Source organism: Streptomyces sp. NPDC047108, from assembly GCF_040643575.1.
In the GTDB taxonomy this organism is placed as follows: domain Bacteria; phylum Actinomycetota; class Actinomycetes; order Streptomycetales; family Streptomycetaceae; genus Streptomyces.
On record NZ_JBEYUP010000019.1, the window covers coordinates 34,801 to 60,072 of the forward strand.

20 protein-coding genes and 1 tRNA gene are annotated in these 25,272 nt (G+C 70.8%); 6 read left to right on the top strand and 15 right to left on the bottom strand.

The window, feature by feature from the left end; all coding sequences use genetic code 11:
- Positions 1 to 42 precede the first annotated feature (42 nt).
- The 9 genes from ABZ822_RS26895 to ABZ822_RS26935 form a co-directional block, all read right to left on the bottom strand.
- The gene (locus ABZ822_RS26895) at positions 43 to 1,311 is read right to left on the bottom strand and encodes an aminotransferase class I/II-fold pyridoxal phosphate-dependent enzyme (protein WP_360859495.1); all 1,269 of its coding nucleotides are present in this window, start codon (positions 1,309 to 1,311) and stop codon (positions 43 to 45) included.
- Complete coding sequence (locus tag ABZ822_RS26900) at positions 1,308 to 2,252, bottom strand: prephenate dehydrogenase/arogenate dehydrogenase family protein (protein ID WP_360859498.1); 945 nt, start codon at positions 2,250 to 2,252, stop codon at positions 1,308 to 1,310. Before ABZ822_RS26900 ends, ABZ822_RS26895 begins: the two co-directional genes overlap by 4 nt.
- Positions 2,249 to 4,324 carry an aminodeoxychorismate synthase component I gene (gene pabB / locus ABZ822_RS26905; RefSeq protein ID WP_360859501.1) on the bottom strand — a complete coding sequence of 692 codons (2,076 nt, stop codon included), beginning with the start codon at positions 4,322 to 4,324 and terminating at the stop codon, positions 2,249 to 2,251. Before pabB ends, ABZ822_RS26900 begins: the two co-directional genes overlap by 4 nt.
- Entirely contained in the window at positions 4,321 to 5,541 is a 1,221-nt protein-coding gene (gene prmC / locus ABZ822_RS26910) for a peptide chain release factor N(5)-glutamine methyltransferase (protein WP_360859504.1), read from the bottom strand. Before prmC ends, pabB begins: the two co-directional genes overlap by 4 nt.
- A 100-nt stretch (positions 5,542 to 5,641) precedes the next feature.
- Entirely contained in the window at positions 5,642 to 7,108 is a 1,467-nt protein-coding gene (locus ABZ822_RS26915) for an FAD-dependent oxidoreductase (protein ID WP_360859507.1), read from the bottom strand.
- Positions 7,109 to 7,350: 242 nt separating this feature from the next.
- A complete protein-coding gene (locus ABZ822_RS26920; protein WP_360859510.1) occupies positions 7,351 to 8,274 on the bottom strand; it encodes a DUF5937 family protein in 924 nt (307 codons plus the stop codon).
- Positions 8,275 to 8,902: 628 nt separating this feature from the next.
- A complete protein-coding gene (locus ABZ822_RS26925) occupies positions 8,903 to 9,391 on the bottom strand; it encodes a glutathione peroxidase (RefSeq protein WP_360859513.1) in 489 nt (162 codons plus the stop codon).
- Between the two features lie 53 nt (positions 9,392 to 9,444).
- Positions 9,445 to 9,518 (bottom strand) — tRNA-Met (locus tag ABZ822_RS26930).
- 250 nt (positions 9,519 to 9,768) lie between these two features.
- Entirely contained in the window at positions 9,769 to 10,023 is a 255-nt protein-coding gene (locus ABZ822_RS26935; RefSeq protein ID WP_360859515.1) for a WhiB family transcriptional regulator, read from the bottom strand.
- A gap of 150 nt (positions 10,024 to 10,173) precedes the next feature.
- On the opposite strand from ABZ822_RS26935, the gene ABZ822_RS26940 reads away from it, so the two are divergent.
- The 5 genes from ABZ822_RS26940 to ABZ822_RS26960 all read left to right on the top strand — a co-directional run bounded on the left by ABZ822_RS26940 (position 10,174) and on the right by ABZ822_RS26960 (position 16,737).
- Positions 10,174 to 11,643 (top strand): aldehyde dehydrogenase family protein, encoded by a 1,470-nt coding sequence (locus ABZ822_RS26940; protein ID WP_360859518.1) that lies wholly within the window; start codon positions 10,174 to 10,176, stop codon positions 11,641 to 11,643.
- Positions 11,640 to 13,232 carry an amino acid permease gene (locus tag ABZ822_RS26945; RefSeq protein WP_360859521.1) on the top strand — a complete coding sequence of 531 codons (1,593 nt, stop codon included), beginning with the start codon at positions 11,640 to 11,642 and terminating at the stop codon, positions 13,230 to 13,232. Before ABZ822_RS26940 ends, ABZ822_RS26945 begins: the two co-directional genes overlap by 4 nt.
- Positions 13,233 to 13,266: 34 nt before the next feature.
- Complete coding sequence (locus ABZ822_RS26950) at positions 13,267 to 14,817, top strand: GMC family oxidoreductase N-terminal domain-containing protein (RefSeq protein WP_360859524.1); 1,551 nt, start codon at positions 13,267 to 13,269, stop codon at positions 14,815 to 14,817.
- 292 nt (positions 14,818 to 15,109) lie between these two features.
- Entirely contained in the window at positions 15,110 to 15,760 is a 651-nt protein-coding gene (locus ABZ822_RS26955) for a hypothetical protein (protein ID WP_360859527.1), read from the top strand.
- Complete coding sequence (locus ABZ822_RS26960) at positions 15,748 to 16,737, top strand: hypothetical protein (protein WP_360859530.1); 990 nt, start codon at positions 15,748 to 15,750, stop codon at positions 16,735 to 16,737. Before ABZ822_RS26955 ends, ABZ822_RS26960 begins: the two co-directional genes overlap by 13 nt.
- Positions 16,738 to 16,761: 24 nt before the next feature.
- Here the strand turns inward: ABZ822_RS26960 and ABZ822_RS26965 are convergent, their stop codons facing one another.
- The 4 genes from ABZ822_RS26965 to ABZ822_RS26980 form a co-directional block, all read right to left on the bottom strand.
- On the bottom strand, positions 16,762 to 17,895 hold the full coding sequence (locus tag ABZ822_RS26965; protein WP_360859731.1) for a multicopper oxidase domain-containing protein: 1,134 nt from the start codon (positions 17,893 to 17,895) through the stop codon (positions 16,762 to 16,764).
- Positions 17,896 to 18,301: 406 nt separating this feature from the next.
- Positions 18,302 to 19,426: an FAD-binding oxidoreductase gene (locus ABZ822_RS26970; RefSeq protein WP_360859533.1), complete on the bottom strand. Its 1,125-nt coding sequence runs from the start codon at positions 19,424 to 19,426 to the stop codon at positions 18,302 to 18,304.
- Positions 19,427 to 19,453: 27 nt separating this feature from the next.
- Positions 19,454 to 20,941 carry an NAD(P)/FAD-dependent oxidoreductase gene (locus tag ABZ822_RS26975; RefSeq protein WP_360859536.1) on the bottom strand — a complete coding sequence of 496 codons (1,488 nt, stop codon included), beginning with the start codon at positions 20,939 to 20,941 and terminating at the stop codon, positions 19,454 to 19,456.
- Complete coding sequence (locus tag ABZ822_RS26980; RefSeq protein WP_360859539.1) at positions 20,938 to 21,330, bottom strand: nuclear transport factor 2 family protein; 393 nt, start codon at positions 21,328 to 21,330, stop codon at positions 20,938 to 20,940. Before ABZ822_RS26980 ends, ABZ822_RS26975 begins: the two co-directional genes overlap by 4 nt.
- 134 nt (positions 21,331 to 21,464) lie before the next feature.
- Here ABZ822_RS26980 and ABZ822_RS26985 point away from each other — a divergent pair, with 134 nt between their 5' ends.
- A complete protein-coding gene (locus ABZ822_RS26985; RefSeq protein ID WP_360859542.1) occupies positions 21,465 to 22,034 on the top strand; it encodes a PadR family transcriptional regulator in 570 nt (189 codons plus the stop codon).
- A gap of 45 nt (positions 22,035 to 22,079) precedes the next feature.
- Here ABZ822_RS26985 and ABZ822_RS26990 read toward each other — a convergent pair whose 3' ends face one another.
- Both ABZ822_RS26990 and ABZ822_RS26995 read right to left on the bottom strand, forming a co-directional pair.
- On the bottom strand, positions 22,080 to 24,482 hold the full coding sequence (locus tag ABZ822_RS26990) for a SpoIIE family protein phosphatase (RefSeq protein WP_360859545.1): 2,403 nt from the start codon (positions 24,480 to 24,482) through the stop codon (positions 22,080 to 22,082).
- Between the two features lie 157 nt (positions 24,483 to 24,639).
- Positions 24,640 to 25,218 (bottom strand): dihydrofolate reductase family protein, encoded by a 579-nt coding sequence (locus ABZ822_RS26995; protein WP_360859548.1) that lies wholly within the window; start codon positions 25,216 to 25,218, stop codon positions 24,640 to 24,642.
- Positions 25,219 to 25,272: the final 54 nt, after the last annotated feature.

Sequence of the window (25,272 nt, forward strand, 5' to 3'; positions counted from 1 at the left end):
CGGGCGCTCCGTTCGTGCCGACGGCCCGTGCCGGGCGGGCGGCTAGGCGGTGATCGGGCCGAGTGCGTCGACGGCCGTCTCGAGGTGGGACTGCTCGTGGGTGGCGGAGAGCGCGAAGCGGATGAGCCCGGTGCCCTTCTCGACGGTCGGGAAGAACGCCGGCAGGACGAGCACCCCCGCGGACCGCAGCCGCCGTGCCGCCTCGAACGCGTCGGCCTCCGTCCCGAAGTGCGCACCGCGGATCGGTGAGTGCTGCCCGGCGTTGACCAGCCGGCCGTCCGTCAGCAGGTCGAACGCGGCGGCGTTCGCCCACAGCCGCTCCTGGAGACGCGCCACCTCCCCGCTCAGGTGGAGCTCTGCCGCCGCGACGTCCGCGGCGAGCAGCGGCAGCATGATGGAGTGCCCGAAGACCAGCGGGTTGGCGAACTTGCGCAGCACGCGGACGTCCTCGGCCGACCGCAGCACCGCGAAGCCCCCCGCGCCGCCGAACGCCTTGGACAGCGAGCCGACGATCATCACATGGTCCGGGAGCCGGTCGCCGAACGCCTCGTACGCGTATCCCGCGCCGTGCCGGCCCTCGATGGAGATCCCGTGCGCGTCGTCGACGTAGAGCAGGCCGTCGGCCTCGCCCAGCGTCCGGGCCAGAGCGACCACGTCGATCAGGCCGCCCATCGATCCCACCCCGTCGACGAGCGCGATGGGCGTACGGCCCTGAGCCGTGGCCTCCGCGATGCGCGTCGCCAGGGACTCGGGGTCGGCCAGGTCGAACCGGCGGACCGGGCCGAGCTGTTCCATGAGACCGCGAAGCACCTGGATCGAGGCGTGGGCGGTCTTCTCGACCAGGAAGACGGGGCCCTTGGCCGAGACGGGATAGCCGGGCAGGGCGCCGTTGCCGAGCAGCGGGAGGACCCCGAGGTGCACATTGCTGACGGAGGTGAACGGCACGGCGGGACGGCCGCCGTAGATCTCGCTCAGCAGCTCCTCCAGCTGTCCGAGGTACACCGGGCGCATGCGGTTGCGCGATGAGGAGAAGTGCGCCCCGAACCGGCGCAGGGCCTCCTCCGCCGCCCCCGTCAGCGCCGGATGGGCCTCCAGGCCCAGGTAGGAGCAGGAGACGAACTCGATGGCGCTGCTGCCGTCCTCCAGCTCCACCACCTTGCCGTCGCGGCCGGTGATGACATGTCCCGTCAGCCCTTCGTCGAAGGCTCGGTCCAGTGAGTCGGTCGTCCTGCCGATGCGGGCGGCGACCCAGTTGGCGGGCCTTGCGCCGGTCGCGGTGGTCTCCGGGCCGGTGTCTGCGGTGGTGGTCATGACGCGTCCTTGGGTGCGGCGGCGGGAATCCGGGTGAACAGCTCCGCACAGAGGTCCCGGTAGTGCGGAAGCCGGTCGCCGAGCCCGCCGGAGAGTTCGTGCAGGAAGTGGGCGAAGGCCTTCTCGTCGCCGTCGCGCGTGATGTCTTCGAGCCGGGCCGCGCCACTGGCCAGCGCCTCCCGGGCCCTGCCGGCGTACGGGTTGGCGGACTGGATGTCCCAGTACACCTCCGGGGTGCCGGACGCGATCCGGGCGAGCAGGGCCAGCAGTGCCGCGTGCGGCGGGGGAGCGAGGGCGGCCAACTCCTCGATGTCGACGTCGAGTCCGGCGAGTGCGTGGCCGAAGGCCAGCACCGTGGCGTGGGTGAGCGCCTGCGAGGCGGCGGCCAGGCGGTCGTGGCGCTCGGCCCCGACCCGTACGACGCGGCCGCCGTTGCCGGTGACCAGGGCCAGGAGTTCGGTGACCAGCGGCCCGTCGCGCAGCACGACCGCCGCCACCGGGCGGCCGTCCAGGCCCAGCGAGGGCGCGAACATCGGGTTGAGGCCGACCGCCTCACGGCCCGCCGCGCGGTCGGCGACCGCGGCCGCGATGCGGGTCTTGACCGAGAGCGTGTCCGCGAGGAGCGCCCCGGGCCGCAGGGAGCCGGCCGTGGCCCGCACCGCCTCCAGCGCGGCCTCCTCGGGCACGGCGAGCAGCAGCAGATCGGTCGCGGCCAGCTCCGCGCGCAGCGCCTCGTCGGGTGCGGTGACGTCACCGGGGAGATGGCGGACAACGGCGCCCGCCGCGGGCGGCGCGGGATCGACGACGCACACGTCGATGCCCGCGCCGGTGAGCAGGCCCGTGAACAGGCCGCCCACGGCGCCGGATCCGCCCGCCAGCACACATCGGCGGATCCGGCCGGGCACCGCCGTCACCGGTGCCGGCCTCGGGGAGCCGCTCATGAGTGCGCCGCCTGCTCGTCGCGGGCCGCGGTCGTGCCCGCCGCGATCGCCTTGGCCATCGCGCGGGACTTCACCAGCGTCTCCTCGAACTCCTCGGCCGGGTCCGACAGGGCGATGACGGCGCCGCCGACCCCGAACGACGCGCCCTCCTCGGTCGCCACGATCGTCCTGATGACGATGGACAGATCGGCGGCGCCGCTCAGCGAGAACCAGCCGAGCGCGCCCGAGTAGACACCGCGCGGGCCCTGCTCGAGCCGGTCGATGATCTCCATCGTGCGCAGCTTGGGAGCGCCGGTCATCGAACCGCCGGGGAAGGAGGCCCGGACGCAGTCCACGGCGGACACCCCGTCCCGCAGCGTGCCGCGCACCGTGGAGACGAGCTGGTGCACCGGGGCGTAGGTCTCGACGTCGAACAGCTTGGGCACATGCACGGACCCGACCTCGCACACCGTGTTGAGGTCGTTGCGCAGCAGGTCCACGATCATCAGGTTCTCGGCGCGGTCCTTCTCGCTGCCGCGCAGCCCCTCGCGCAGCGCGCCGTCCTCGGCCGCGGTCGCGCCGCGCGGGCGGGTGCCCTTGATCGGCTTCGACTCGGCCACGCGGTCCGTGCCGATGGTCAGGAACCGCTCGGGCGAGGCACTGAGCACCGCCACGCCCGGGAAGTCGAGCAGCGCCCCGTACGGCACGGGGCTGACGCGCCGCAGATGCCGGTACGTGGCGAGCGGATCGACCCGCGTGCCGGTGACGACCATGTTGGTCAGGCAGATCTCGTACGACTCGCCGTTGCGGATCTCCTCCAGGCAGTCGCCGATCAGCCCGAGGTACTCCTGCCGGCTGTGGCGGGAGGCGAGCGCGGCCGCGTCCGGAGACACCGTGCCCACCAACGGGCTGTGGTCACGGGCGATCTCGGCCGGCAGGACGGCGAGGCGGCCGACGGTGGCATCGAGCCACTTGGCCGCGTCGGGGTCGTCCGGGGCGATGCTCAGGCAGAGCAGATAGGTGGCGTTCTCGGCGTGGTCGATCACCACGGCCCGGTCCGTGAACAGCATCGCCGCGTCCGGGGTCGGCGCGGTGTGCGCGGCCCGGGCCCCCGCCTCGGCCTTCAGCTCGTACCCGAGATAGCCGACGTATCCGAGGTTGAAGGAGAACGGCAGACCGGCGGGACGGGGGAGGGCGCGCCGGCGCAACTCCCCGTCCAGATAGTCGAAGAAGCCCTGCCGCACCTCCTCGTCGGGCAGCCCTTCGCGCTCCACGCGCACGGTGCCGGTGGAGACCCGGTGGGTGACGTACTCGGCGAGAGGTCCGGTGCCGTCGCCGAGGACGGAGAAGCGGGCGTTGCCGTCGGCGTGCGAACCGCTGTCCAGCCAGAAGCTGTGCCGGTGCCCGGCGAACAGCTCGGCATGGGCGATCTCCGCGTCCGGCGCGGTCTCCAGCCGCCGTACGTGCAGGTGGTACGGGGAGCCGGTCGCAGCGCGCGCCGGAGTGCGGCGACGGTGCGTCAGGTCCCGGAAGTTGGCGAGGAGTTCGCGGCCGTACTCGCTGGAGATGGACTCCGGGTGGAACTGCACGCCCCACACCGGTTCCGTGCGGTGGCGCAGCCCCATCAGCACGCCGTCCTCGGTCCAGGCGATGCCCTCCAGTTCGCCGGTGAGCCCGGTGACCGCCAGTGAGTGGTAGCGGACCGCGTCGAACGGTGAGGGCAGCCCGGCGAAGATGTCCTCGCCGTTGTGCCGGACCGGGGAGATGCGGCCGTGCACGGGCTCGGGCGCGTGCGCGACCGTGCCGCCGAAGAGTTCGGCGATGCCCTGGTGGCCCAGGCACACGCCGAGCACGGGCAGCCCCGCGTCGCGGATCGCGCGGGCGCTCACGCCGAAGTCCAGCTCCCGGCCCGGCCGTCCGGGGCCGGGGGAGACCACGATGTTGTCGTAGTCGGCGATGTGCAGGGCGGACCAGGCGACGTCGTTGCGTACGACGGTCGGCGCCTGGCCGTTCACCTCGCCGAGCAGCTGGTAGAGGTTGTAGGTGAAGGAGTCGTAGTTGTCGATCAGCAGGGTGCGCGTGGGGGACGTCATGACGCATCGCCCCGGTCGGCGCGGCTGCCGGGCAGGCGGCCGGTCGCGTCACCGTCGATGACGAGGTCCTCGACCCGGCACGTCTCCTCGATGATCAGCTCGTAGAGGCGCCGCAGGAAGGTCCCGTCGATGCCGTGGTCGGCGCCGAAGAGGGCGGCGCGCTCCTGGACGAGCCCGATGCGGTGCGGCTGCATCATGGGGACGTCGTGCTCCCGCTTGTGCTCGGCGATGCGGACGCACACTTCGACCCGGGCTCTGAGAGTCTCCAGCAACTGGTCGTCGATGGCGTCCAGTTCGCCGCGCAGTACGGCCAGACCGGCTTCCCCGGCGGTCGAGGTGGTCGTCATGGGCACTGCCCTTCTCAGTGTGGTGGTGCAGCGGGGGCGGTCCTCCTGGTCGCGGTGGCCCTCGGCCTCGGTGAAGGCGCCGGTCGCGGCGAGCAGGCCCGGGACGACGCCGATCTGGGCGTCCCCGTGCTCGATGGCCAGACCGCCGCCGGGCCGCAGCAGACGCGCGGCGCAGGCGATGACCTGGCGGATCACGTCCAGCCCGTCGGCGCCGGCGAACACGGCCTGCCGGGGGTGGTGCCGGCCCCACTCGGGCAGCAGCTCCGTGCCGAGGGGGACGTACGGCGGGTTGGCGAGGACCAGATCGGCGGTGCCGTCCAGGTGCGCGAGGAGCGTCGGGTCGGCGACATCGCCCTGGTGCACGGTGACCGGCCGGTCGCCGGCCTCGGCGCGCTCGGCGGCGTTGCGCCGGGCGCACTCCAGGGCGGCGGTGTCCACGTCCACGGCGTGCACCGTGGCGTCGGGCCGGGCGTGGGCGACCGCCAGGGCGACGGCCCCGGACCCCGTGCAGAGGTCGACCACGACGGGGTCCTTCGTCCCCTCGATCGCCGACAGCCCCCAGCGCAGCAGGAGTTCGGTGGGGAACCGTGGGACGAACACGTCCTCGGTGACCGTAACCTCGATCCCGCCGAGCCGTGCCCGCCCGGTGACGTGCCCGAGCGGGATGCGCGATGCGCGGCGCCCTACCAGGGTCCGCAGTTGTGAGGCGGCGGCTTCGGGCACCGGGTGCTCGGGGCGGGGTGCCTTGTCCGTGAGTCCCAGCACGTGGGCGGCCAGGGCTTCGGCGTCCTCACGCGGGCTCCACACACCACTGGCGGTGAGGACGCGCTCCGCTTCCCGGAGTAAGTCTGCGAGCGGCTGTTCAGCCACCGTCGTCGTTCCTTTCAGCAGCAGCGAGCAGGGGCGTTCCCGGATCCCGCGGCCCCGGCGGGCCGGTGGCCGCGGGAACGGGCCCGGGGTTGACGGTGCGTCAGGAGCTTGAGGCGGCGTGGCTGGCCGCGTAGTACTCCCGCAGGGCCTTCGCGATGGAGGGATGGATGCGGGAGGAGGCGAGCAGCTCCGGCGGAGGGGTGAACTCCGGGTCGAACTCGTCCGCGATGCGGGTGTACGCGACCCGGAGGTAGTGCTCGATGGTGAACGGCCACTCGACGGGGACCGTCCAGTTGGACTCGTAGCCGGTGGCCAGCATGTGCGTGACCGTGGTCTCCACGACCTCCTCGCGGGACATCGGCTGGATCGGTGCCCGGACCGGGCGGAACATGTCCAAGTCGAGCGAGGTCTCCTCGCCCAGGAGCCGCGCGGTCATCTCGCGGGCGAGCAGCGGGGAGAGGGTGAGGCCGTCACGGTAGGTGCCGGTCATCATCCACAGGCCGGCCAGCTCCGTCTCACCCAGCAGCGGCATGCCGTCCAGCGCGACGGGGCGGTTGCCCACCTGGACGGTCCGCAGCCCGCTCTCGCCGAGGTTGCGGCGGATCTGGCGGTTGCCGCAGTTGAGCAGGAACAGGACGTCGGAGATGAGCGGGGTCTCGCGCGGCTCGGGCGAGATGATGTTCGTCGCGCCGACGTAGACGCGCCCCTCGCCGCGCGGGACGACGTGCAGACCGCAGGCGAACGCACGGTTGGGCGTCCGCAGGACGCTGCGCGGGGCGGTGCCGTCCTCGGTGTCGACCAGGGCGGACACGCCGTATCCGCTGATGAGCCGCGGAATACGGGCCGCCTGCTCGGGCACGCTGTCCAGCACGGTCTGGGACGCGGAGCCGGCGGCCAGGACGAGCTGTTCGGTCGCCAGCACCGCCCCCGACTCCACCTGGACGCCGCGCACCCGGCCCGCGGCCTGGTCGACCCGGGTGGCGCTCTCGGGGATCAGCGTGCCGCCCTCGGCGACGAACGCCTTCTCCAGACGGTCGAGCAACGCGTGGGCGTCGACGGCGTGTTCACGCGGGAGGAACATCGCCTGGAGCGGGCGGCCGGTGGGCTCGGCGTCGAGCCAGTCGATGTCCTCGGGGTCGATGTCCTCGAACTTCTCGCCGTAGTCGACGAGGGTCTTGCGGATCGCCTTGAAGTTCTGGGTGTCGATCTCCGGAACACCCACCGCGTTCAGCATGACGACCGTGCCGTCCGCGGTCAGCAGCTCGGAGCCGTCCGACTCCGGGGAGATCCCGTCCAGCCAGTCCGGCCACAACGCGCTCGCCTGGTGGGCCCAGTCGAGCTTGGTGCGGCCGAACTCGCTCTTCAGCAGGGTGGTCGTCACCTCGCCGAACGTCCCGATCATCGCCCCCGCGGCCGACGACGCGGCCCAGGGCCGATGCGGGCGGCCGAGTACGGCCACGCGTACGTTCCGCCGGGCCAGGGTGAGGCCGAGCGACAGACCGAGCGAGCCGTTGCCGACGACGACCACGTCGTAGGCGCGCTGGTCCCCGGTGGATGTTGCGGACACCTTGGATGTCCCCCCAAGTCAAGTGAGTGAACGTCTGCGGGTCTTGCGAGACGGGCGGGCTCCCCGGTGGATCGGGCAGGTGGATGTCTCGCTCGCGGCCCGGACGGAATGTGGTACTTCGCCCGCGTTCCTGCCGACGTGCCGGAGCTAGCCAAACACAGCCACCGAAGGAGCCCAAGCGTTTTAGACGGGCCTAAATCAGTGCTCCGCAGGGCCCGTCGGGGTCACGCGGACACACCCGGTCAGGCCGCATGGCTGACGGGCCGGGAGCCCAGGACCAGCGCTTCGCCCGTCTCGGTCAGGGAGTGGATGACCTTCCGGCCGGCCCGCCGGCTGTGGACGAGACTGCAGTCCCGCAGCACGCCGACGTGCTGGCTGATCGCCCCCGGAGTGACGTCGATCGCCGTGGCCAGCTCCGTGGTCGTGGCAGGGGCCACCAGGGCCTCGACCACCGCCGCGCGCACGGGGCCCATCAGGGAGGCCAGGGCGCTGGAGTGCTCGAGCCGGCGGCGGTTCCATATCTCGCCCACGTCGGGCCGTGGATAGACGATCATCGACCCCAGCGGCGGCAGCATGGTCAGCACCTCAGGACCGCAGAAGATGCTCGGGACCAGCACCAGGCCCCGGCCGCCCAACTTCTCCTTGAAGTCGTAGGCGCTGCGCACCGTGATCCGGCTGTCCTCCCATCCCACGCGCCGGTTGAGCGAGGAGAAGACGGAGGCTGTCCCCGACGTCTCCATCACCCGCGTCCGCGAGCGGATGTCCGACTGCAGCCCACCGTGCAGCCGGCGCCAGTGCGGATCGAGCGCCAACCGCCAGTAGACGTCAAGGAGATGGGTGATGGTTCTGATGGCCTGCCCGGGTTCGTCGAGCATGCGCCGGTGCATGGGCGCCGCCTCGGCGCGCCAGGCCGCGGGCGTGCCGGAGTCGGCCGCCATCCAGGCCACCTCGTCGACGAAGTGCTCAGGCGTCGTCGAGCGGACCTTCTCCAACTCCCCGGCGATGTCCGCGGGTTCGGCACCCGGAGCCGGAGTGAGGAAGTCCGGGACATAGCCCGTGGGCGGGACCACCGCACGCAGTGGAGAGAAGTCGACCCCCTTGAGGCGCGCCCGTACATCGCTCACCCACGGGGCGTGGAGCTTCCTGCGCTCCGGTGAGGCCAGCATCCGAAAGCTGTAGACCGCCTCCCCGAGCGGGGACGGCGAGAACCTGACCTTGGAAATATCGTCCGATGTCGCTTCATAGCAGATCACAACAGTTTCCCCCTGTTATCCCCCATACTGCGATGCTGCGCACCCGGCCCGGACGTGTGTCGTCGCCCGGGTCGGGACGGGTGTGCGGCGGACGCGCCGGAGCCCCGGCAGCGGCCGTCGACCACCCAGCAACGATCGTGCCATGCCCCGGTGACATCGCTCAGGAAGATCGCAAACGCGAGGAACAGGGGCGCACTGCCCGCCGCACGCGGGCGTGAACGCGGGTCTCCCGCGCCCCGTTCGCGCCCGGCCAGGTCAGCGCCCGCGCGTCGGACCGGAATGCCGTATTCGGGCGGCGGCTCCCCGTTCGGCGGAGTGACCGAGTCCCGTGTTTCGCGTGACCGAAACGCATCCATAGAAGGCCGGAATGCCGTCCTTGGAGCGGAGCGGCGGGGCGTCGCGCACCCCCGGGCCGCCTGGTCCCGCGGTCCTGTGCCGTACGCCCCCCGTCACCACGCCCGACCACCGTCCGGGCACCGGACGACGCATGGGTCCGGTGCGCGCTGCACCGGACCCGCGGAGCGAACGAGGAGCGTCGTGACTACGCCGGGAGCTGGGCCTCCACCGCGGAGACCAGCGCCGCGTCGTCGGGCGCCGTCTGCGGGCGGAACCGGCCGACGACCTCCCCGGCCGGGCTCACGAGGAACTTCTCGAAGTTCCACTGGATGTCGCCCGCGGCGCCCTCCCCGTCCTGCGTCTTCACCAGTTCGGCGTAGAGGGGGTGCCGGTTCTCGCCGTTCACGTCGATCTTCTCCAGCAGGGGGAAGGTCACGCCGTACGTCGCCGAGCAGAACTCGGCGATCTCCTCGGACGTGCCCGGTTCCTGCCCGGCGAACTGATTGCACGGAACGCCCAGGACGCTGAAGCCGCGGCCCGCGAGACGCTCGTGGAGCTGTTCCAGGCCGGTGTACTGCGGGGTCAGGCCGCACTTGGAGGCGACGTTCACGATCAGCACGGCCTTGCCCCGGTGGTCGGCCAGGGAGGTCGGTTCGCCGGACAGCGTGCGCAGCGGAATCTCGTAGATGCTCATGACGCCCATCAAAGCAGCAGGCCCGGTGCGTGAGCACCGGGCCTGCCTTTCAGTAGCGGGGACAGGATTTGAACCTGCGACCTCTGGGTTATGAGCCCAGCGAGCTACCGAGCTGCTCCACCCCGCGTCGGTGAACATGACCTTACGCGCTCGGGGCCCGGCAGCCAAATCGGTTCCGTTCCGCCTCCCCCTGGCGCCCGCCTCCGCAGTGCTGCCGTCGTGGGCGGCCCCCTGTTGTCCGCCCACGACGCCCCCGTCGGCGTTCCGTGGCCCCCAGGCCGGGCCCCGGACCGTCCGTCCTGCCGCGTCTCGCGTGCCCACGACGCCGTACGCCGTACGACGTCGTGCGTGTACCGCCCCCGCGGCGGCGCACGCACTCAGCGGCGGCGCAGGCGCTGCCGCTCCTTCTCGGAGAGGCCGCCCCACACCCCGAAGCGCTCGTCGTTGGAGAGCGCGTACTCCAGGCAGCGCAGGCGCTCCTCGCAGGCCGTGCAGACCTGCTTGGCCTCTCTCGTGGAGCCGCCCGCCTCGGGGAAGAAGAACTCGGGGCCGGTCTGTGCGCACAGGGCCCGCTCCCAGTCGGGCTCGCTCCGTTCCATGGCGGTATCCGTATCGGTGCAGTCGATCAACATGAGGCCCACTCTTCAGGCCACTGATCAACGGTCTCTGAACGTCTCATCAACGGCCGGACGCGCCTGTGACATGCATCACATAAACTCTTGTCTGTACACGCCACGCGGCGTGCCGTGCCCCGGGGCATCCGGGCGGACCCGGAGGGAGCCATGCCGGAGCTCTACATCGACGGCCGATGGACGGCCGCCCTGGACGGCCGGACCCGCGAGATCCGCTGCCCCGCGGACGGCTCGCTGGTCGCGATCGTGGACGAGGCCGGGCCGAAGGACGCGGCCGCGGCCATCGCCGCGGCCCGCGACGCCTTCGACCGCGGCCCCTGGCCCCGTACCCCGGCCGCCGAGCGCGGCCGCCTGCTGGTGCGCGTGGCCGACCTGCTGGAGCGCGACAAGGCCGACTTCGCGCGGGCCGAGTCCCTGGACACCGGCAAACGGCTCGTGGAGAGCGAGTACGACCTCGACGACATCGCGAACTGCTTCCGCTACTTCGGCGAACTCATGGCCGGCGGCGCCGCGGGCCGCGTGATCGAGACCGGGCAGCCGACGGTCGACAGCCGCGTCGTGTACGAGCCGGTCGGCGTCTGCTCACTGATCACACCGTGGAACTACCCGCTGCTCCAGACCGCCTGGAAGGTCGCCCCCGCCCTCGCCGCGGGCAACACCTTCGTCCTCAAACCGAGCGAACTGACCCCCCACACCGCCATCGGCCTCATGCGGCTGCTGCGGGAGGCCGGGCTGCCCGGCGGCGCCGGGAACCTGCTCCTGGGCGCGGGCCCCGCCGTCGGCGCACCGCTGACCACCGACGAACGCGTGGACCTGGTGTCCTTCACCGGCGGTGTGCTCACCGGCCGCGCGATCATGGCCGCGGCCGCCCCCACCGTCAAGAAGATCGCCCTGGAGCTCGGCGGCAAGAACCCGAACATCGTCTTCGCCGACGCGGACTTCGAGACCGCCGTCGACTACGCCCTGATGGCCGTCTTCCTCCACTCCGGCCAGGTCTGCTCGGCCGGCGCCCGGCTGCTGGTGCAGCAGGAGCTGCACGACGCGTTCGTCGACGAGGTGGTGGCCCGGGCCCGGCGGATCCCCCTCGGCGGCCCGTTCGACGAGCACGCCCGCACCGGCCCGCTGATCTCGGCCGGGCACCGCGAGAAGGTCGAGGCCTACGTGGCGGCCGGCCTGAAGGAGGGCGCGGTGCTCCGCTGCGGCGGCAAGCGCCCCGACGACCCCGCCCTGGGAGGCGGCTTCTACTACCTGCCGACCGTCCTGGACGACTGCGTGCCCGGCATGTCCGTGGTGCGCGACGAGTCGTTCGGCCCCGTCCTGACCGTCGAGCGGTTCCGTGACGAGGACGAGGCACTCGCGCTGGCCAACGACACGATGTACGGGCTGGCCGCGGGCGTCTTCACCCAGGACGCGGGCAGGGCCGAACGCGTGGCCTCCGGGCTGCGCGCCGGCACCGTCTGGATCAACGACTTCCATCCCTACGTACCGCAAGCGGAATGGGGAGGCATGAAGCAGTCAGGCATCGGCCGTGAACTCGGGCCCGCGGGCCTTGCCGAGTACCAGGAGGCCAAGCACATCTGGCGGAACACCGCGCCGCAGCCCCAGAGGTGGTTCGAGTGAGCTCGACCGAGCCCACCGGGCCCTCCGCGGCATCCGGTGGTGACGGTCACGACGACGAATCGCTGACCGAACTCGGTTATCGCCCCGAACTCAAGCGCACACTCGGCAACTTCCACACCTTCGCGGCCGGCGTCAGCTACATCTCCATCCTCACCGGCACCTTCCAGCTCTTCTACTTCGGTATCGCCTTCGGCGGCCCCGCCTACTGGTGGTCCTGGCCCATGGTCTTCGCGGGCCAGCTCATGGTCGCCCTGTGCTTCTGCGAGCTGGCCGCCCGCTATCCGGTGGCCGGGTCGATCTACAACTGGGCGAAGAAGATGGGCGGCCCGCACGTGGGCTGGCTCGGCGGCTGGATGATGATGACCGCCACCATGGTCACGCTCGCCGCCGTGGCCCTGGCCTACCAGGTGACGCTGCCGCAGATCGACCCGGTGTTCCAGTTCATCGGCGACGGCAGCGGCAAGAACGACGCCGCGGCCAACGCAGTACTCCTGGGCTCCGTCCTCATCATCTTCACCACGCTGATCAACGCCTTCGGCGTGAAGCTCATGGCGCGGATCAACTCCGCGGGCGTGTTCATCGAGCTGATCGCCGCCATCGTGCTGATCGCCCTGCTCGCCGCGCACATCACCCGCGGCCCGAGCTCCGCGCTCACCGAGACCTACGACCTGGGGGCGGGGCAGAACCTCGGCTATCTCGGCGCGTTCCTGACGGCCTCGCTGGCGTCCGCGTACGTCATGTACGGGTTCGACACCGCGTCGTCCCTCGGCGAGGAGTCCCACAACCCGTCCCGCAACGCGCCGCGCGCCATCCTCCGCGCCCTGGTCGCCTCGTTCGTCATCGGCGGCCTGATCCTGCTCTTCGCGCTGCTCGCCGTGCCGGACCTCCAGGCGGAGCAACTGAGCACCGACGGCCTGCAGTACGTGGTGCTGGCCACCCTCGGCAAGAACGTCGGCGAGGCCGTGCTGTGGTGCGTCGTGATCGCGATCACCGTGTGCGCGCTGGCCGTGCACACCGCCGGCATCCGGCTGATGTTCGCCATGGCCCGCGACAACAACCTCCCCGCGGGCTCGCTCCTCGCCCGCGTGCACCCGAGGTTCCAGACACCGATCGTCCCCGCCGTCGTCATCGGCCTGGTCGGCGTCATCATCCTGGTGATCAACATCAATCAGCCGCAGATCTTCTCGGTGATCACCAGCATCGCGATCATCATGATCTACCTGGCCTATCTCGCCGTCACCGCACCCATGCTCCTCCAGCGCCTGCGCGGTAAGTGGAAGCCCGCCGAAGGGCGTTTCTCGCTCGGGCGGTTCGGCCTGCCCATCAACATCGTCGCGGTGCTGTGGGGCGCCGCGATGTCCATCAACCTGGCCTGGCCGCGCCCGGACGTCTACAACGCGCAGCCGCCGCAGCACTGGTACCTGCGGTGGGGCGCGTTCCTCTTCATCGGCGTCGTCGCCGGCGCCGGGTTCGCCTACTACTGGTTCGTCCAGCGCCACCGCACCGGTGTGCTGGAGGAGCACCGCGCCGCGCAGCCGCCGGCTGCCGGCACGACGGGGTCGCCGGGATCACCGGAATCGCCTCGCTGACGCGCTGCCCAGGCGCCGCCGAAGGGAGTGGACTGTGGACTCGTTCGACTACGTGGTCGTGGGCGGGGGGACGGCCGGATCCGTCGTCGCCGCCCGGCTGTCGGAGGATCCCGGCGTCACCGTCTGCCTCCTGGAGGCAGGCCCCTCGGACGTCGGGGACGACAACATCCTGCGGCTCGACAAGTGGATGGGGCTCCTGGAGTCCGGCTACGACTGGGACTACCCCGTCGAGCCCCAGGAGTACGGCAACAGCTTCATGCGCCACGCCCGCGCCCGCGTGCTCGGCGGCTGTTCGTCGCACAACTCCTGCATCGCCTTCTGGGCGCCGGCCGAGGACCTCGACGAGTGGGAGGCCCTGGGCTGTACGGGATGGGGCTCCAAGGACTGCTTCCCCCTCTACCAGCGGCTGGAGAACAACGACGGGCCCGGTGAACACCACGGCAGGAACGGACCCGTGGTGATCCGCACCGTCCCGCCGCACGACCCGTGCGGGCGGGCGTTGCTGGAGGCGTGTGCCGACGCCGGGATCCCGACCACGCCCTTCAACGCGGGCAGGACCGTCCTGAAGGGCGCGAACTGGTTCCAGATCAACCGGCGTGAGGACGGCGTCCGTTCCTCGGCCTCCGTCTCGTACCTCCACCCGGTCCTGGGCAAGCGGCCCAACCTCGAGGTCCGCACCGGGCTGCAGGCCAAGCGCCTGGTGCTGGACGCCGACGGGCGCTGTACGGGCGTGGAGTACCTGGCGCCCGACCTGATCCACACCCTCACGGTCGCCGCCCGCCGCGAGGTCGTCGTCTCCTGCGGCTCCATCGACACCCCGAAGCTGCTGATGCTCTCCGGGATCGGGCCGGCGGAGCATCTGCGCGAGATGGGGCTGGAGGTACGCGTGGACTCCCCGGGGGTCGGCGCGAACCTGCAGGACCACCCGGAGGGCGTCATCATGTGGGACGCCAAGCAGCCGATGGTGGACTCCTCCACCCAGTGGTGGGAGATCGGGATCTTCTCGGACACCGAACCGGGCCTGGACCGCCCGGACCTGATGTTCCACTACGGCTCCGTGCCCTTCGACATGAACACCTACCGGCGCGGCTACCCGACGTCGGAGAACGCCTTCTGCCTCACCCCGAACGTCACGCGCGCCCGCTCCACGGGCACGGTCCGCCTGCGCAGCCGCGACTTCCGGGACAAGCCCAAGGTGGATCCGCGCTACTTCACCGACCCGGAGGGCCACGACCGGCGGGTCATGACCTACGGTCTGCGGCTGGCCCGGCGGATCGCCGAACAGGCGCCGCTCGCCGACTGGGCGGGCGCCGAACTCGCCCCGGGGCCGGGCGTGCAGACGGACGACGAGCTGTTCGACTACATCCGCCAGACCCACAACACCGTCTACCACCCCTCCTGCACGGTCCGGATGGGCGCGGACGACGACGCGGCCGCCCCGCTCGACGCACGGCTGCGGGTCAAGGGCGTCAGGGGCCTGCGGGTCGCGGACGGCTCGGCGATGCCGTTCCTGGTGGCGGTCAATCCGTGCATCACGACGATGATGATCGGCGAGAAGTGCTCCGACATGATGAAGGAGGACTGATCGCCGAGTGTCCACCCCGCGGGAAACGGGCCGGACGGCACAGCCCGAAGGTGTCCCGTGACCGGTGTGGCGGTCGGTGCGTTGGTTCCGCTTGAGATCAAGCCGTGTTTGACCTGTGAACTTGTGCTCAAGTGCGGTGCCGGAGCACAAGGTTCTGCTGTCTTCCGAGTTGCCCTCTCTGTACGCTCAATTCGTTTGGCGTGCGGGGGTGTTGCGTTGCAGCACTCCACTTCGGCCGATGGCCGACAGCCCGCCGCTCGCAGCGGGACGAACAAACTGGAGTTGTTGCGCGATGAACAAGCGAACCGTGTGCTGTGCAGTGTCCGCTGCCCTCGCATCGACGTTGTTTCTTGGCGGTTGCGGAGGCGGCGAGGGTACGGCGAAGGAGATCGAGGGAGCAGACAGCGCTGAGAAGGGTGCCAAGACTTCGGATCCCTCCAAGGAGGCTTCCCCGGAAGCGGACGCCCCGAACTTTCCTTTCCCCCAGGACCTCAAGGTGACCATCGATGCTGATACGACGGGGGACAAGGTCAAGGACACGATCCTTCGGGACAATGGATATGCAGTGAAGTCGATTCTTCTTGGCTTCGCAAAGCAGGATCCAGGATTGGCTGTGCTCGGCGACTATCTCGGCGAAAAGGCGCTACTGGGTTTCTCGGGTGGTATCGAGTCGTTCAAGGCGGACGGCAAGACGATCTCCGGATCCGTTCGCTACTACGACCGTGTCGTGAAGCTGGGAGGCCAGGGTGCCGCCACGGTCCGGTACTGCGAGGACCAGCGCTACCTGTACGACAAGGACGCCAAGACGGACAAGGTCAACAAGACGAAGCCCAGTGCCAAGAGTTTTGTGCTCCACACTGCTGTCGTGAAGAAGGACGACGACGGCACGTGGAAAATGGTGCTGGAGGAGTCGGAGAAGGGGGCGGCACAGTGCCGGCTCTGACCTTTCGCCGGGTGACATCGACGGCGATATGCGCGGCGGCTGCGCTGATGCTCGGCACGACATCCGCTTCGGCGGACACGGATATGGGACAGAAGCCTCCGCCCTCCGACAGCAAGCCGAGTAATGAGATCGGCTCCCTGGTGCAATTCAAGGCGAGTCGCCCTGGTTCCGGCGGCCGCCCCATGACCCCGGTCGCCGGCAACTGGAACCCGCCCGCGTGCTGGTATGAGCCCAAATACACTCCCAAGGAGCTCCAAGACTACTTGGCCAGTCACGACTACGGCTCGGGAAGTGCCGGCAACGGGATGTCCGAGGAGTACGGCAAGGACAACTTCCACAAGGGCGACAAGGGAGCTTGGTATGAGCTCGTGAAGAGCGGCGACGCGAGCTTGGAGGAGTTCGCGGAGCGCTGCGCAAGCTTGGACGTCTACCAGTGGATCGGCCCAGCTGATCCCGCTCCACCTGGCACTCCTGTTGTCGATCCTCAGGTCCTCGCGGGACTCGCATACGACCGCACCAGGCTCCCGGCTCCGCCCATGAAGCTCAGCCCTTCAGCCGAGAATCAGGTCGTCAATCTTGAGACCTATGCATCCTTTACCGAGGAACTCGATCGTGTCTGGGTAACCGCCAGCCTCAACCACATGGACGTCAACGTCGCTGCTACGACGGTTGCCACACCGGTCGAACTGCACATCGAAGCCGGAACCGAGTATGCAAACCCGCAGTCATGCACGTACGACCTCGTGAGAAAAGGAGGGGGCTACAGCGTCAATACGCGAGAGTCCGATTGCAACATCACCTACCGCAAGTCCTCCGGTGACGGTACCTACAAGCTGCAGGCATCGATCACCTGGAAGGTCACCTGGACCGACTCGACAGATCCAGATGGCCCTGCTCAGCAGCCCCCGCTTCCCAACGGAGAGTCCACGAACCAGCAGGATGTCACCGTCAAGGAGGTTCAGGCGATCAATCGTTGACCCTGTGACAGGTCACCAAAGAGGTCAGTGCTTGTGCACTCGGGGTGCCTGTTTCTTCGATGCGCTGGACACCTGCTTCTTCGCCACGTTGGGCGCCTGCTTCTTCGGTGCGCCGGACCCCTGCTGCTTCGCGCGGGGGCCGTGACCCGCGAGGCCGTGGGGGTCGTAGCCGGGGAGGGTGCCGTCGGCCTCGGTGACCAGGATCAGCCCGGACATCCCCATGTCGGCGTGGCTCTGCACATGGCAGTGGTACATCCAGGCGCCCGCGCCGATGTTCTCTCCCGCGATGATCTGGAAGCCGAAGGAGTCACCCGGGCCGGTGATCTTGTTGTCGATGACGCGGCTGGGGTCGTCCGCGCCCGTCAGCAGTCCCGTACGGTTCTCGGCCCAGCGATGTCCGTGCATATGGAACGTGTGGTACGTCCTGCCGTGCGTGATCACGACGATCTCGACGCGGTCGCCCAGCTTCACCTTGAGGTCCGGGCCCTCGTGTCCAGGGCCGTTGTTGATCACCGTGTCGTTGAAGCAGAGCGTGAACTGCCGGTCCGGGAGGATGTCGCCCTTCCTCCGGACGATGAGTCCGCCGTAGAGGCCCTTGTGGATGCCGCCGGTGCCGTGGTCCGTGCCCACCGCGTGGTCGTGGTAGTGCCAGTAGCCCGCGCTTCCCGCCCGCCAGGTGCCGTCCTCGCGGACACCGGGGGTGTGTGTGCGCCAGGTGTAGACGCGAGTCTTGCCCGGATCCGTGCAGCTCCGGTTGAGCCGGGTGCCGTCGCTCTCGACGTCGTAGTCGACGCCGTGGACGTGCAGGCTCACGGGCTCGTCCATCAGGTTCGTGAACTCCACGTGGAGGGTGTCGCCCTCGGTCATCTCGATCAGCGGGCCGGGCACGGTGGCCTTGCCCTTCGCGAGGCCGAAGCCGAGCCGCCCGTCGGGCATCTTCTCGGCGTACAGCTTCAGGCGGCGGACCTTTCCGCCGGCCGCCGCGCGGGCGGGTGTCTTCGTGCGTGCGCGCGGTGCCGTGCCCCGCGCTGCTCCCACGGCCTCCGTCTCCGCGGCCTCCTGGGCATGCGCGGTCTGCGCACCGAAGGCCATCGGTGAGATGGCCGCCGCGGCGGCACCGCCGGCGAAGAAGCGTCGGCTGAAGGTGCGTCGGGGCAAGCTGCCGGCGGACTCGGACATCGCTCCTCCTTCGGGCGGTACGGGGTCGCGTACCGGGGAAGGAGGCCGGTTCCGCCCGCTGCTGCGAACGGGGGAGAACCGGTCCGACAATCGGCACACACCGGATCACATACCCCTGGCCGGAGGCGAGCTGAGCACATGTCACCGGACATTGCACCGGTTGGCGCGGGGCCGTACGGGGTGGTGCCGCTCCGGCGCGGGGCGGCACCGGCGTGTCGCCTCGGCCGTTCACCGCGGACGGACGGACGGCCGGCCGGGCGGCTCCCCGACCCGTTTCGCGCGCCGCGGGTACCGCCCGACGCCCGGGCCCCGCGGTCGCCGCCCGTACCTGGCCGAGCTCGTGGGCCGCGGCCTCGTTCCTGGCCTCTGCCGCCCCCCGACGAGGTCAGACGTCGATCTCCGTATCCGTCAGCGGGTAGGCGACGCAGCTGTGCGTCCAGCCGAACGGCCCGTCGGACATGCGGAGTCGGGCCTCCTCGGCCGCGTGCACCTCGCCCTTCACCACGCGGACCACGCACAGCCCGCACTCGCCCGACCGGCACGCGGCCTCCGGGCGGATGCCGCGGTCCTCCAGCGCGTCCAGGAGCGGACGGTTCCGGGGCGTACGGAACGACGTCCCGCCGGCCGTGACCGTCACCTCCTCCTCCGGGTCGGTCCCGGCGGGCCAGTGCGGCTGTGCCTCGGGACGGGCGGGCGCGCCGTTCGCCTCGAAGCGGATCCGGCGGCGGGGGTGGCCGAGGAGGGTGAGCTGTTCCAGCGCGTACGGGTAGAGGGCCTGCGGACCGCAGACGTAGACCATCCGCCCGTCCAGGGGGCCGGCCAGCGCCTCGATCGTCTCCGCGGTCAGGAGCCCGGACGGGCCTGCGCCGAGCGGGTCTCCTTCGAGGACGACATGGTCCACGCGGATCCCCGGGTGCCGGGTTTCGATCGCGTCCAACTCGGCCCGGAAGATGATGTCGTCGGCTCTGCGGGACCCGTAGATCAGGTGGAAGCGGCGCGGCAGGGCGTGGTCGGCGATGTCGCGGATCATGCTCATCGCCGGGACGACCCCGGAGCCGCCGGCGAGGAAGACGACGTCCTCGCCGTGGAAGAGCGGGTTGTGGTGGAACGTGCCCATGGGGCCGGTGGTGGTGAGCCGGTCGCCGACGGCGAGCGTGTCGATGAGGTGGTTGCTGATCCGTCCTGACGCGACCCGTCGCACCGTCAGGTCGTAGTGGTCGGCCCGGGCCGGGCTGGAGGACATCGCGTACGGCCTGCTGGTGCCGTCCGCGAAGACGCCCACGTACTGGCCCGCGAGGAAGGGCGGCAGCGGGCGGCCGTCCTCGCGTCGGACGCGGAACGTCTTCGTGCTCGCCGTCTCGGTGATGATCTCCGCCACGGTCAGGGTGAGGCGCCGCGGGTGGTAGGCGTCGACGTCCGCGGTGCGCGCGACGGGCTGTGCCGCGCGGCCGTCGATCTCGGCCCGGATCTCTTCGTGTCCGTCGAAGAGCGGGGCGATGGGGTGATGCATGGGGTATCCCTCCGGGAAGCGGCCGGGTCAGGCGGCGGCCGTGGTCTCCAGCACGCGTCGGGCGGCGTCAGCACCGGCGGTGAGGGTGGGCTGGAAGCCGCCCATGCCCGTCCACGCGCCGGCGAGGTGGAGCCCGGGGACGTGGCTCTCGCGGTCGCTGTCGCGGAACAACCAGCCCTCGGTGGCGTCCTGTTCGTATCCGTAGAAGGCCCCGCCGGGGTGCCCGAGGTAGCGCATCATCGTCAGCGGGGTGGCGACGTCGACCTCCTCGATCGCGTCCCGTACCCCCGGGGTCGCCTTCTCCAGAAGGTCCAGCAGGGTCTCGGCGTAGGCGAACTTGGCGCGGGCGTAGTCCTGCGGCGGGAGTGCCTGCCAGGCGTCGGCGTACTGAAGCGTCATCAGGCTGACGTGCGAGGCGCCGGCCGGTGCGAAGCCGATCGGCTCGACGTCGTACGAGGAGGCCACGATGGACCGCGCCGGCTGACGCGTGCGCATCGACGCGAAGGTGCGGTCGTCGTCCAGGTCGGCGTTGACGAAGGTGGTGCTGGTGGTGAAGCCCAGCACCTCGGGAGTGGCGTCGAGGCCCATGTGCAGGACGAAGCCGGACACCCCGACGCGCCGCGAGCCGAGGTCGCGGGCGACGGCGGGCGGCAGGGAGGTGCCTTCGAGCATGCCGTAGGTGGTGGGCAGGGAGGCGTTGGAGACGACATCGGCCGCGCTCACCTCGTCGCCGGTGTCCAGGCGTACGCCGACGGCCCGGCCGTGGCGGGTCAGGACGGCGTCGACGGCGGTGCCCAGGCGGACCTCGCCGCCCGCTCGGAGGAAGGAGTCGAGCAGGGCGCGCGACATCATCTGCGAACCGCCGCGTATGTGCCACGGCTTGAACTCGAAGTACGCGAACAGGACGAGCGCCAGGTCCTGGAACGGCAGCCGGGAGGGCGGCAGTCCGAGATAGCCCCAGTACGTGCCGAGGACGCATTTCAGGCGCTCGTCGTCGAAGTGCTCGTCCAGCACGTCCTTGTACGGCCTCAGCGCCTGCCGGAAGAGCACCGGGTCGACCTGCTCCCCGGGGGTGCCGCCCCGCGCGGCCACCTGCCAGAAGGTGACGGTGCGCACCAGCTCGAAGAACCGCTCGACGCGGGACCGGTTGCCGGGGAAGGCCGCCTCCAGCGCGTCGGCCGCACCCGCCCAGTCGGCGGGCAGGGTCACGTCGTACACGCCGGGCACCACCGCGCGGTACAGATCGCGCTCCTCGACGAACTCCAGCCGGTCGGCGACGTCCAGCCGGGTCAGCAGCTCGCGCAGCGAGAACGCCTGCCCGGGCGCGCCGATCCCGGAGAGCTGGTGCAGGGCGACCTCGAACTCGAACCGGCCGCGCCGGAAGGAGGTGGCGCAGCCGCCCGGTACGGTGTGCCGCTCCACCAACAGGGTGCGGGCGCCGCCGCGTTGAAGTGTGGCGGCGGCGGTCAGGCCGGCGTTGCCCGCGCCGATGACGATCGCGTCGTAGTCGTTCACGCCCCCTCCGCGTCCCGCTTGATCTGCTCGAACTGGGCGCCCATGGCCTCGGACAGGGCCTGGGCGGCGGACAGCGGACGGACCATCACCATGAAGTCGTCGATGAGGCCGTTCTCGTCGGTGTGCAGGAAGTCGCAGCCGGTGATCTCCCGTTCGCCGACGCGGGCGGTGAAGACCAGGGCGTGGTCACGGCCGTCGGCGCCGGCGATCTCGCGGACGTAGCGGAAGTCCTCGAAGACGCGGGAGACGCCGCGCAGGATCGCGGCGGTGATCGCCTTCCCGGGGTACGGGCGGAACGCGACCGGGCTGGTGAAGACGACGTCCTCGGCCAGCAGGTCGCTCACCGCGTCGTGGTCACCGGCCTCGACGGCCTTGCGGAACGGGTGCATGGTCGGCTCCTCCACTCGGGAGACTTAGGTCGCGGGGTACGGGGCCGCGGGGGTACGGGAGTCCTGGTCGAGAGGTATTCAACTTTGCGACTAGGTGTGGGAGAGAGTAATCACGGAAGTGATAGCGTGTCCAGATGTCTCTGAAGTACGCGGTTCTGGCGGCGCTCCTGGAGGGCGAGGCGTCCGGGTACGACCTGGCGAAGCGCTTCGACGCCTCGATGGCCAACTTCTGGCAGGCCACACCGCAGCAGCTCTACCGCGAGCTCGAACGGCTGGCGGGCGACGGCCTCATCGCCGCGCGGGTCGTCCAGCAGGAACGGCGGCCCAACAAGCGGATGTTCACGCTCACCGAGGAGGGCCGCGAGGACCTGCGCACGTTCGCGGTCACGCCGCCCCGCCCCACCACCATCCGGGACGAGTTCCTCGTCAAGATCCAGGCCGTGGACGAGAGCGACCAGGACGCGGCCCGCGCCCTGGTCGAGGAGCGCATGGAGTGGGCCCGCGGCAAGCTCGCCCGCTACGACCGGCTGCGCGAGATCCTTCTCGACGGCCGCAGCGAGGAGGAGTACCTGAGCACCGCGGAGCGGATCGGCCCGTATCTGACGCTGATGCGGGGGCGGGCCTTCGAGGAGGAGAACTTGCGCTGGGGCGAGCAGGTCCTGGAGATCCTGGCCCACCGCAAGGCCGTCGGCAGCCGCCCCTGACGCGCTCGCCCGCCCCTGCTCAACACCCGTGCTGCCAGGGACCGTTCATGCCGCCGCGCCCGGGTGGTCGACGGCCTGATCCGCCCAGATGACCTTGCCGTGGGGCGTGTGCCGGGTGCCCCAGCGGCGGCTGACCTGGGAGATGAGGAACAGCCCGCGGCCGCCCTCGTCCGTGGTGCCCGCGCGGCGCAGATGCGGCGCCGTGGCGCTGCCGTCCGACACCTCGCAGATCAGGGTGTCGCCCCAGATGAGGCGGAGCCGCACCGGCCCGGCGCCGTACCGGATGGCGTTGGTGACCAGTTCGCTCACCACGAGTTCGGTGGTGAACGCGGCCTCGTCCAGGCCCCATTCCTTCAGCTGACGGATCGTGCGGTCCCGCGCCTCGGACACCACCACGGGGTAGGCGGGGAACTCCCAGGTGGCCACGCGCCAGGCGGGGAACGCGTGCGTACGGGCGACGAGCAGGGCCACGTCATCGGGACGGTCGGGCAGCAGCGCGGAGAGCACCGCGTCGCACACGCTGTCCAGTGAGGTGCCCGACTCGGCCGCCGTCCCCAGGGTCCGGCAGAGCTGGTCCAGCCACTGGTCGACATCACGGTCGCGGTCCATCAGGCCGTCGGTGTAGAGGAACAGCGTGCTGTCGTCCGGGACCTCGACCTCCATGCTCTCGAACGGCAGTCCGCCCACCCCGAGGGGCAGGCTGGGTGGCATCTCCAGCAGTTCCACCTTGCCGTCGGGGCGTACGAGGACCGGCGGCGGGTGGCCCGCGCAGGCCAGGGAACATCGGCGGGAGACCGGGTCGTACACCGCGTACAGACAGGTCGCCCCCTCACCGGTGTCCGCCTCGGGCAGGGCGTGCGTCTCGTCGGGGTCGACCGGGTGGGCCACCTGGTCGTCGAGGTGGGTGAGCAGTTCGTCCGGCGGCAACTCGACGTCGGAGAGCGTGCGGACGGCGGTGCGCAGCCGCCCCATGGTCGCCGACGCGTGCACCCCGCGCCCCACGACGTCGCCCACCACGAGGGCGACCCGGGCACCGGAGAGCGGGATCACGTCGAACCAGTCGCCGCCCACGCCCAGGCTGGTGTCCCCGGGCAGATAGCGTGAGGCCACGTCGAGGGCGCTGCGGCGGGGCAGCCGCCGCGGCAGCAGGCTGTGCTGCAGGGCGAGGGCGGTGGCGCGCTGCCGGGAGTAGCGCAGGCCGTTGTCCACGCACACCGCCGCCCGCGCCGCCATCTCCTCGGCCAGGAGCAGGTCGTCGGAGTCGAACGGCTCCCGGGTCCGGTGGCGGCCGATGAACGCCACACCGAAGGTCGTGCCGCGGGCACGCAGGGGGACCGTCATTGCGGAGTGGAGCGGATACTCGGCGGCCCGCTCGGCCCGCAGCGGTTCGAGCGCGACCCACCACTCGAAGCCGATGTCGTGCCGGGGGTCGCTGAGCACCGCGCGGCCGGTCTTCACCGCCCGCGCGTGCGGCGCGAACTCCGGGTACCGCTCCACATCGCCCAGCTGCAGCGTCGCCTCGGGACAGCCGTCGATCGTGGACAGCTGCGCGGTGCGCCGCAGGGTGACCGAGTCGGCGCGGAGCGTCGTCGTCCCCGGCTCCTGCCCGGACAGGACGGACGTCAGCAGGTCGACGGTGACGAGGTCGGCCAGCTCCGGTACGAGGGCCTCGGCCAGTTCGTGCGCCGTGCGCTCCGTGTTCAGGCTGCTGCCGACGGTTCTGCCCGCCCGGCTGAGGAGAGCCAGCCGCCGGCGGGCCAGGTACTCGGCGGTGATGTCGATGCCCAGCGAATACAGCGCGCGGACCTGCCCGTCGGGGTCCTTGAGCGGAGTGAAGTGCTGGACCCAGGCATGCCCCTCCGGCCCGCCCGGCAGCCGCAGGAACGTCTCCATCGACACCGATTCCCCGGTACGTACGGCCCGCCTCATGAGCGCCGTGACCTCGGGTCCCACATCGGGCGGCAGCAGATCGTCCGGTCCCTTGCCGAGCATCTCGCTGCGCGGCAGATTCCATGCGCGGCAGGCGTGCTCGTTGACCTGCGTCAGCCGCAGTTCGAGATCGTGGATGCCGCCGGTGAACGGGATCTGCTCGAAGCCCCACTCGACGAGATCGGTCCCGCCGTCGCGGCTCCACGGCGTCAGCCGGATCAGCCACACCGCGCGGACCGGACCGTCGTGGTCCTCCCACGGCCGGACGACGAACTCCGCCTGCACCGTGCCCCCGTCGCGATGCCGCAGCGCCACGCTCCCCGCGTACCCGCCGCGGACCAGGTCCTCGGAGGTGATCGCGTACCCGTCCGCCAGCAGCCCCGCCAGCGGGCGCCCCTCCATGTCCTCGGCGCGGTACCCCATCAGCTGCTGCGCGTCGCGGCCCCAGGAGACCACGTGCCCGTGCTGGTCCAGCATCCCCACGGCGATCTGCGCACTGTCCGGGCCCGCTGGGTCCATCGGATCATCCCCGGGGAATCGGTCACACGGCGCGGCGAGCGGCGACGCACCTGCTTGCAAGTCTGATGAGCGGGGGTTGTATGCGCAAGATGTGCCGTTTTCGGCTTCGGGCGGCCCTGAGGCCCCGGAACCCCGGTGATCCGCGGGCGGACGATGATCAGCGCGCGAGCGGCCCGAGCCGCTCGTAGCGGAGCATGACCACGCCGTTGCCGAACGTACGGCTCTCGATGAGCCGGAGGCCGACCGTGACGTCCGACTCGTGGAACAGCGGCCTGCCCCGGCCCAGCAGCACCGGGTGGACGTAGATCTGGTACTCGTCGATCAGATCGTGCCGCCGGAACGTCTCCGCGAGGTCCGGGCCGCCCACCACCAGGTCGCCGCCCGGCTGGGCCTTCAGCTCCTCGATCTCCTCGACGACGACCTCACGCTTGACCGTGGTGTTCCAGTCGGTCGTGTCCTCCATGGTCCGGGAGTACACGATCTTCGGCATCTCCCGCCAGATCCCGGCGAAGTCCAGCTCCGTCTCGCTCACGGAGGGATCGGCGTCGACGGTCGGCCAGTACGCGGCCATGAGCTCGTGGGTGATGCGCCCGGCGAGGATGCCGCCCATGGCCCGGATCGTCTCGTTCATGTGGCGATGCAGCTCGTCGTCGACCTGATGCCAGTCGATCTCGCGGTTCGGCCCCTCGAAGTAGCCGTCGAGGGACATCCCCAGGAACAGGACGATCTTTCTCATCGCGGACCTCGCGGGCTCGTCGCGGCATGGCGGTGAGGACTGCGCCGCCCTCAC

Bases quoted from the DNA above. Each gene is read 5' to 3' on its own strand.
- ABZ822_RS26895 (WP_360859495.1), bottom strand. From the start codon at position 1,311: ATGACCACCACCGCAGACACCGGCCCGGAGACCACCGCGACCGGCGCA.
- ABZ822_RS26900 (WP_360859498.1), bottom strand. From the start codon at position 2,252: ATGAGCGGCTCCCCGAGGCCGGCACCGGTGACGGCGGTGCCCGGCCGG.
- pabB (WP_360859501.1), bottom strand. From the start codon at position 4,324: ATGACGTCCCCCACGCGCACCCTGCTGATCGACAACTACGACTCCTTC.
- ABZ822_RS26920 (WP_360859510.1), bottom strand. From the start codon at position 8,274: ATGCTGGCCTCACCGGAGCGCAGGAAGCTCCACGCCCCGTGGGTGAGC.
- ABZ822_RS26925 (WP_360859513.1), bottom strand. From the start codon at position 9,391: ATGAGCATCTACGAGATTCCGCTGCGCACGCTGTCCGGCGAACCGACC.
- ABZ822_RS26935 (WP_360859515.1), bottom strand. From the start codon at position 10,023: ATGTTGATCGACTGCACCGATACGGATACCGCCATGGAACGGAGCGAG.
- ABZ822_RS26940 (WP_360859518.1), top strand. From the start codon at position 10,174: ATGCCGGAGCTCTACATCGACGGCCGATGGACGGCCGCCCTGGACGGC.
- ABZ822_RS26955 (WP_360859527.1), top strand. From the start codon at position 15,110: ATGAACAAGCGAACCGTGTGCTGTGCAGTGTCCGCTGCCCTCGCATCG.
- ABZ822_RS26970 (WP_360859533.1), bottom strand. From the start codon at position 19,426: ATGCATCACCCCATCGCCCCGCTCTTCGACGGACACGAAGAGATCCGG.
- ABZ822_RS26980 (WP_360859539.1), bottom strand. From the start codon at position 21,330: ATGCACCCGTTCCGCAAGGCCGTCGAGGCCGGTGACCACGACGCGGTG.
- ABZ822_RS26985 (WP_360859542.1), top strand. From the start codon at position 21,465: ATGTCTCTGAAGTACGCGGTTCTGGCGGCGCTCCTGGAGGGCGAGGCG.
- ABZ822_RS26990 (WP_360859545.1), bottom strand. From the start codon at position 24,482: ATGGACCCAGCGGGCCCGGACAGTGCGCAGATCGCCGTGGGGATGCTG.
- ABZ822_RS26995 (WP_360859548.1), bottom strand. From the start codon at position 25,218: ATGAGAAAGATCGTCCTGTTCCTGGGGATGTCCCTCGACGGCTACTTC.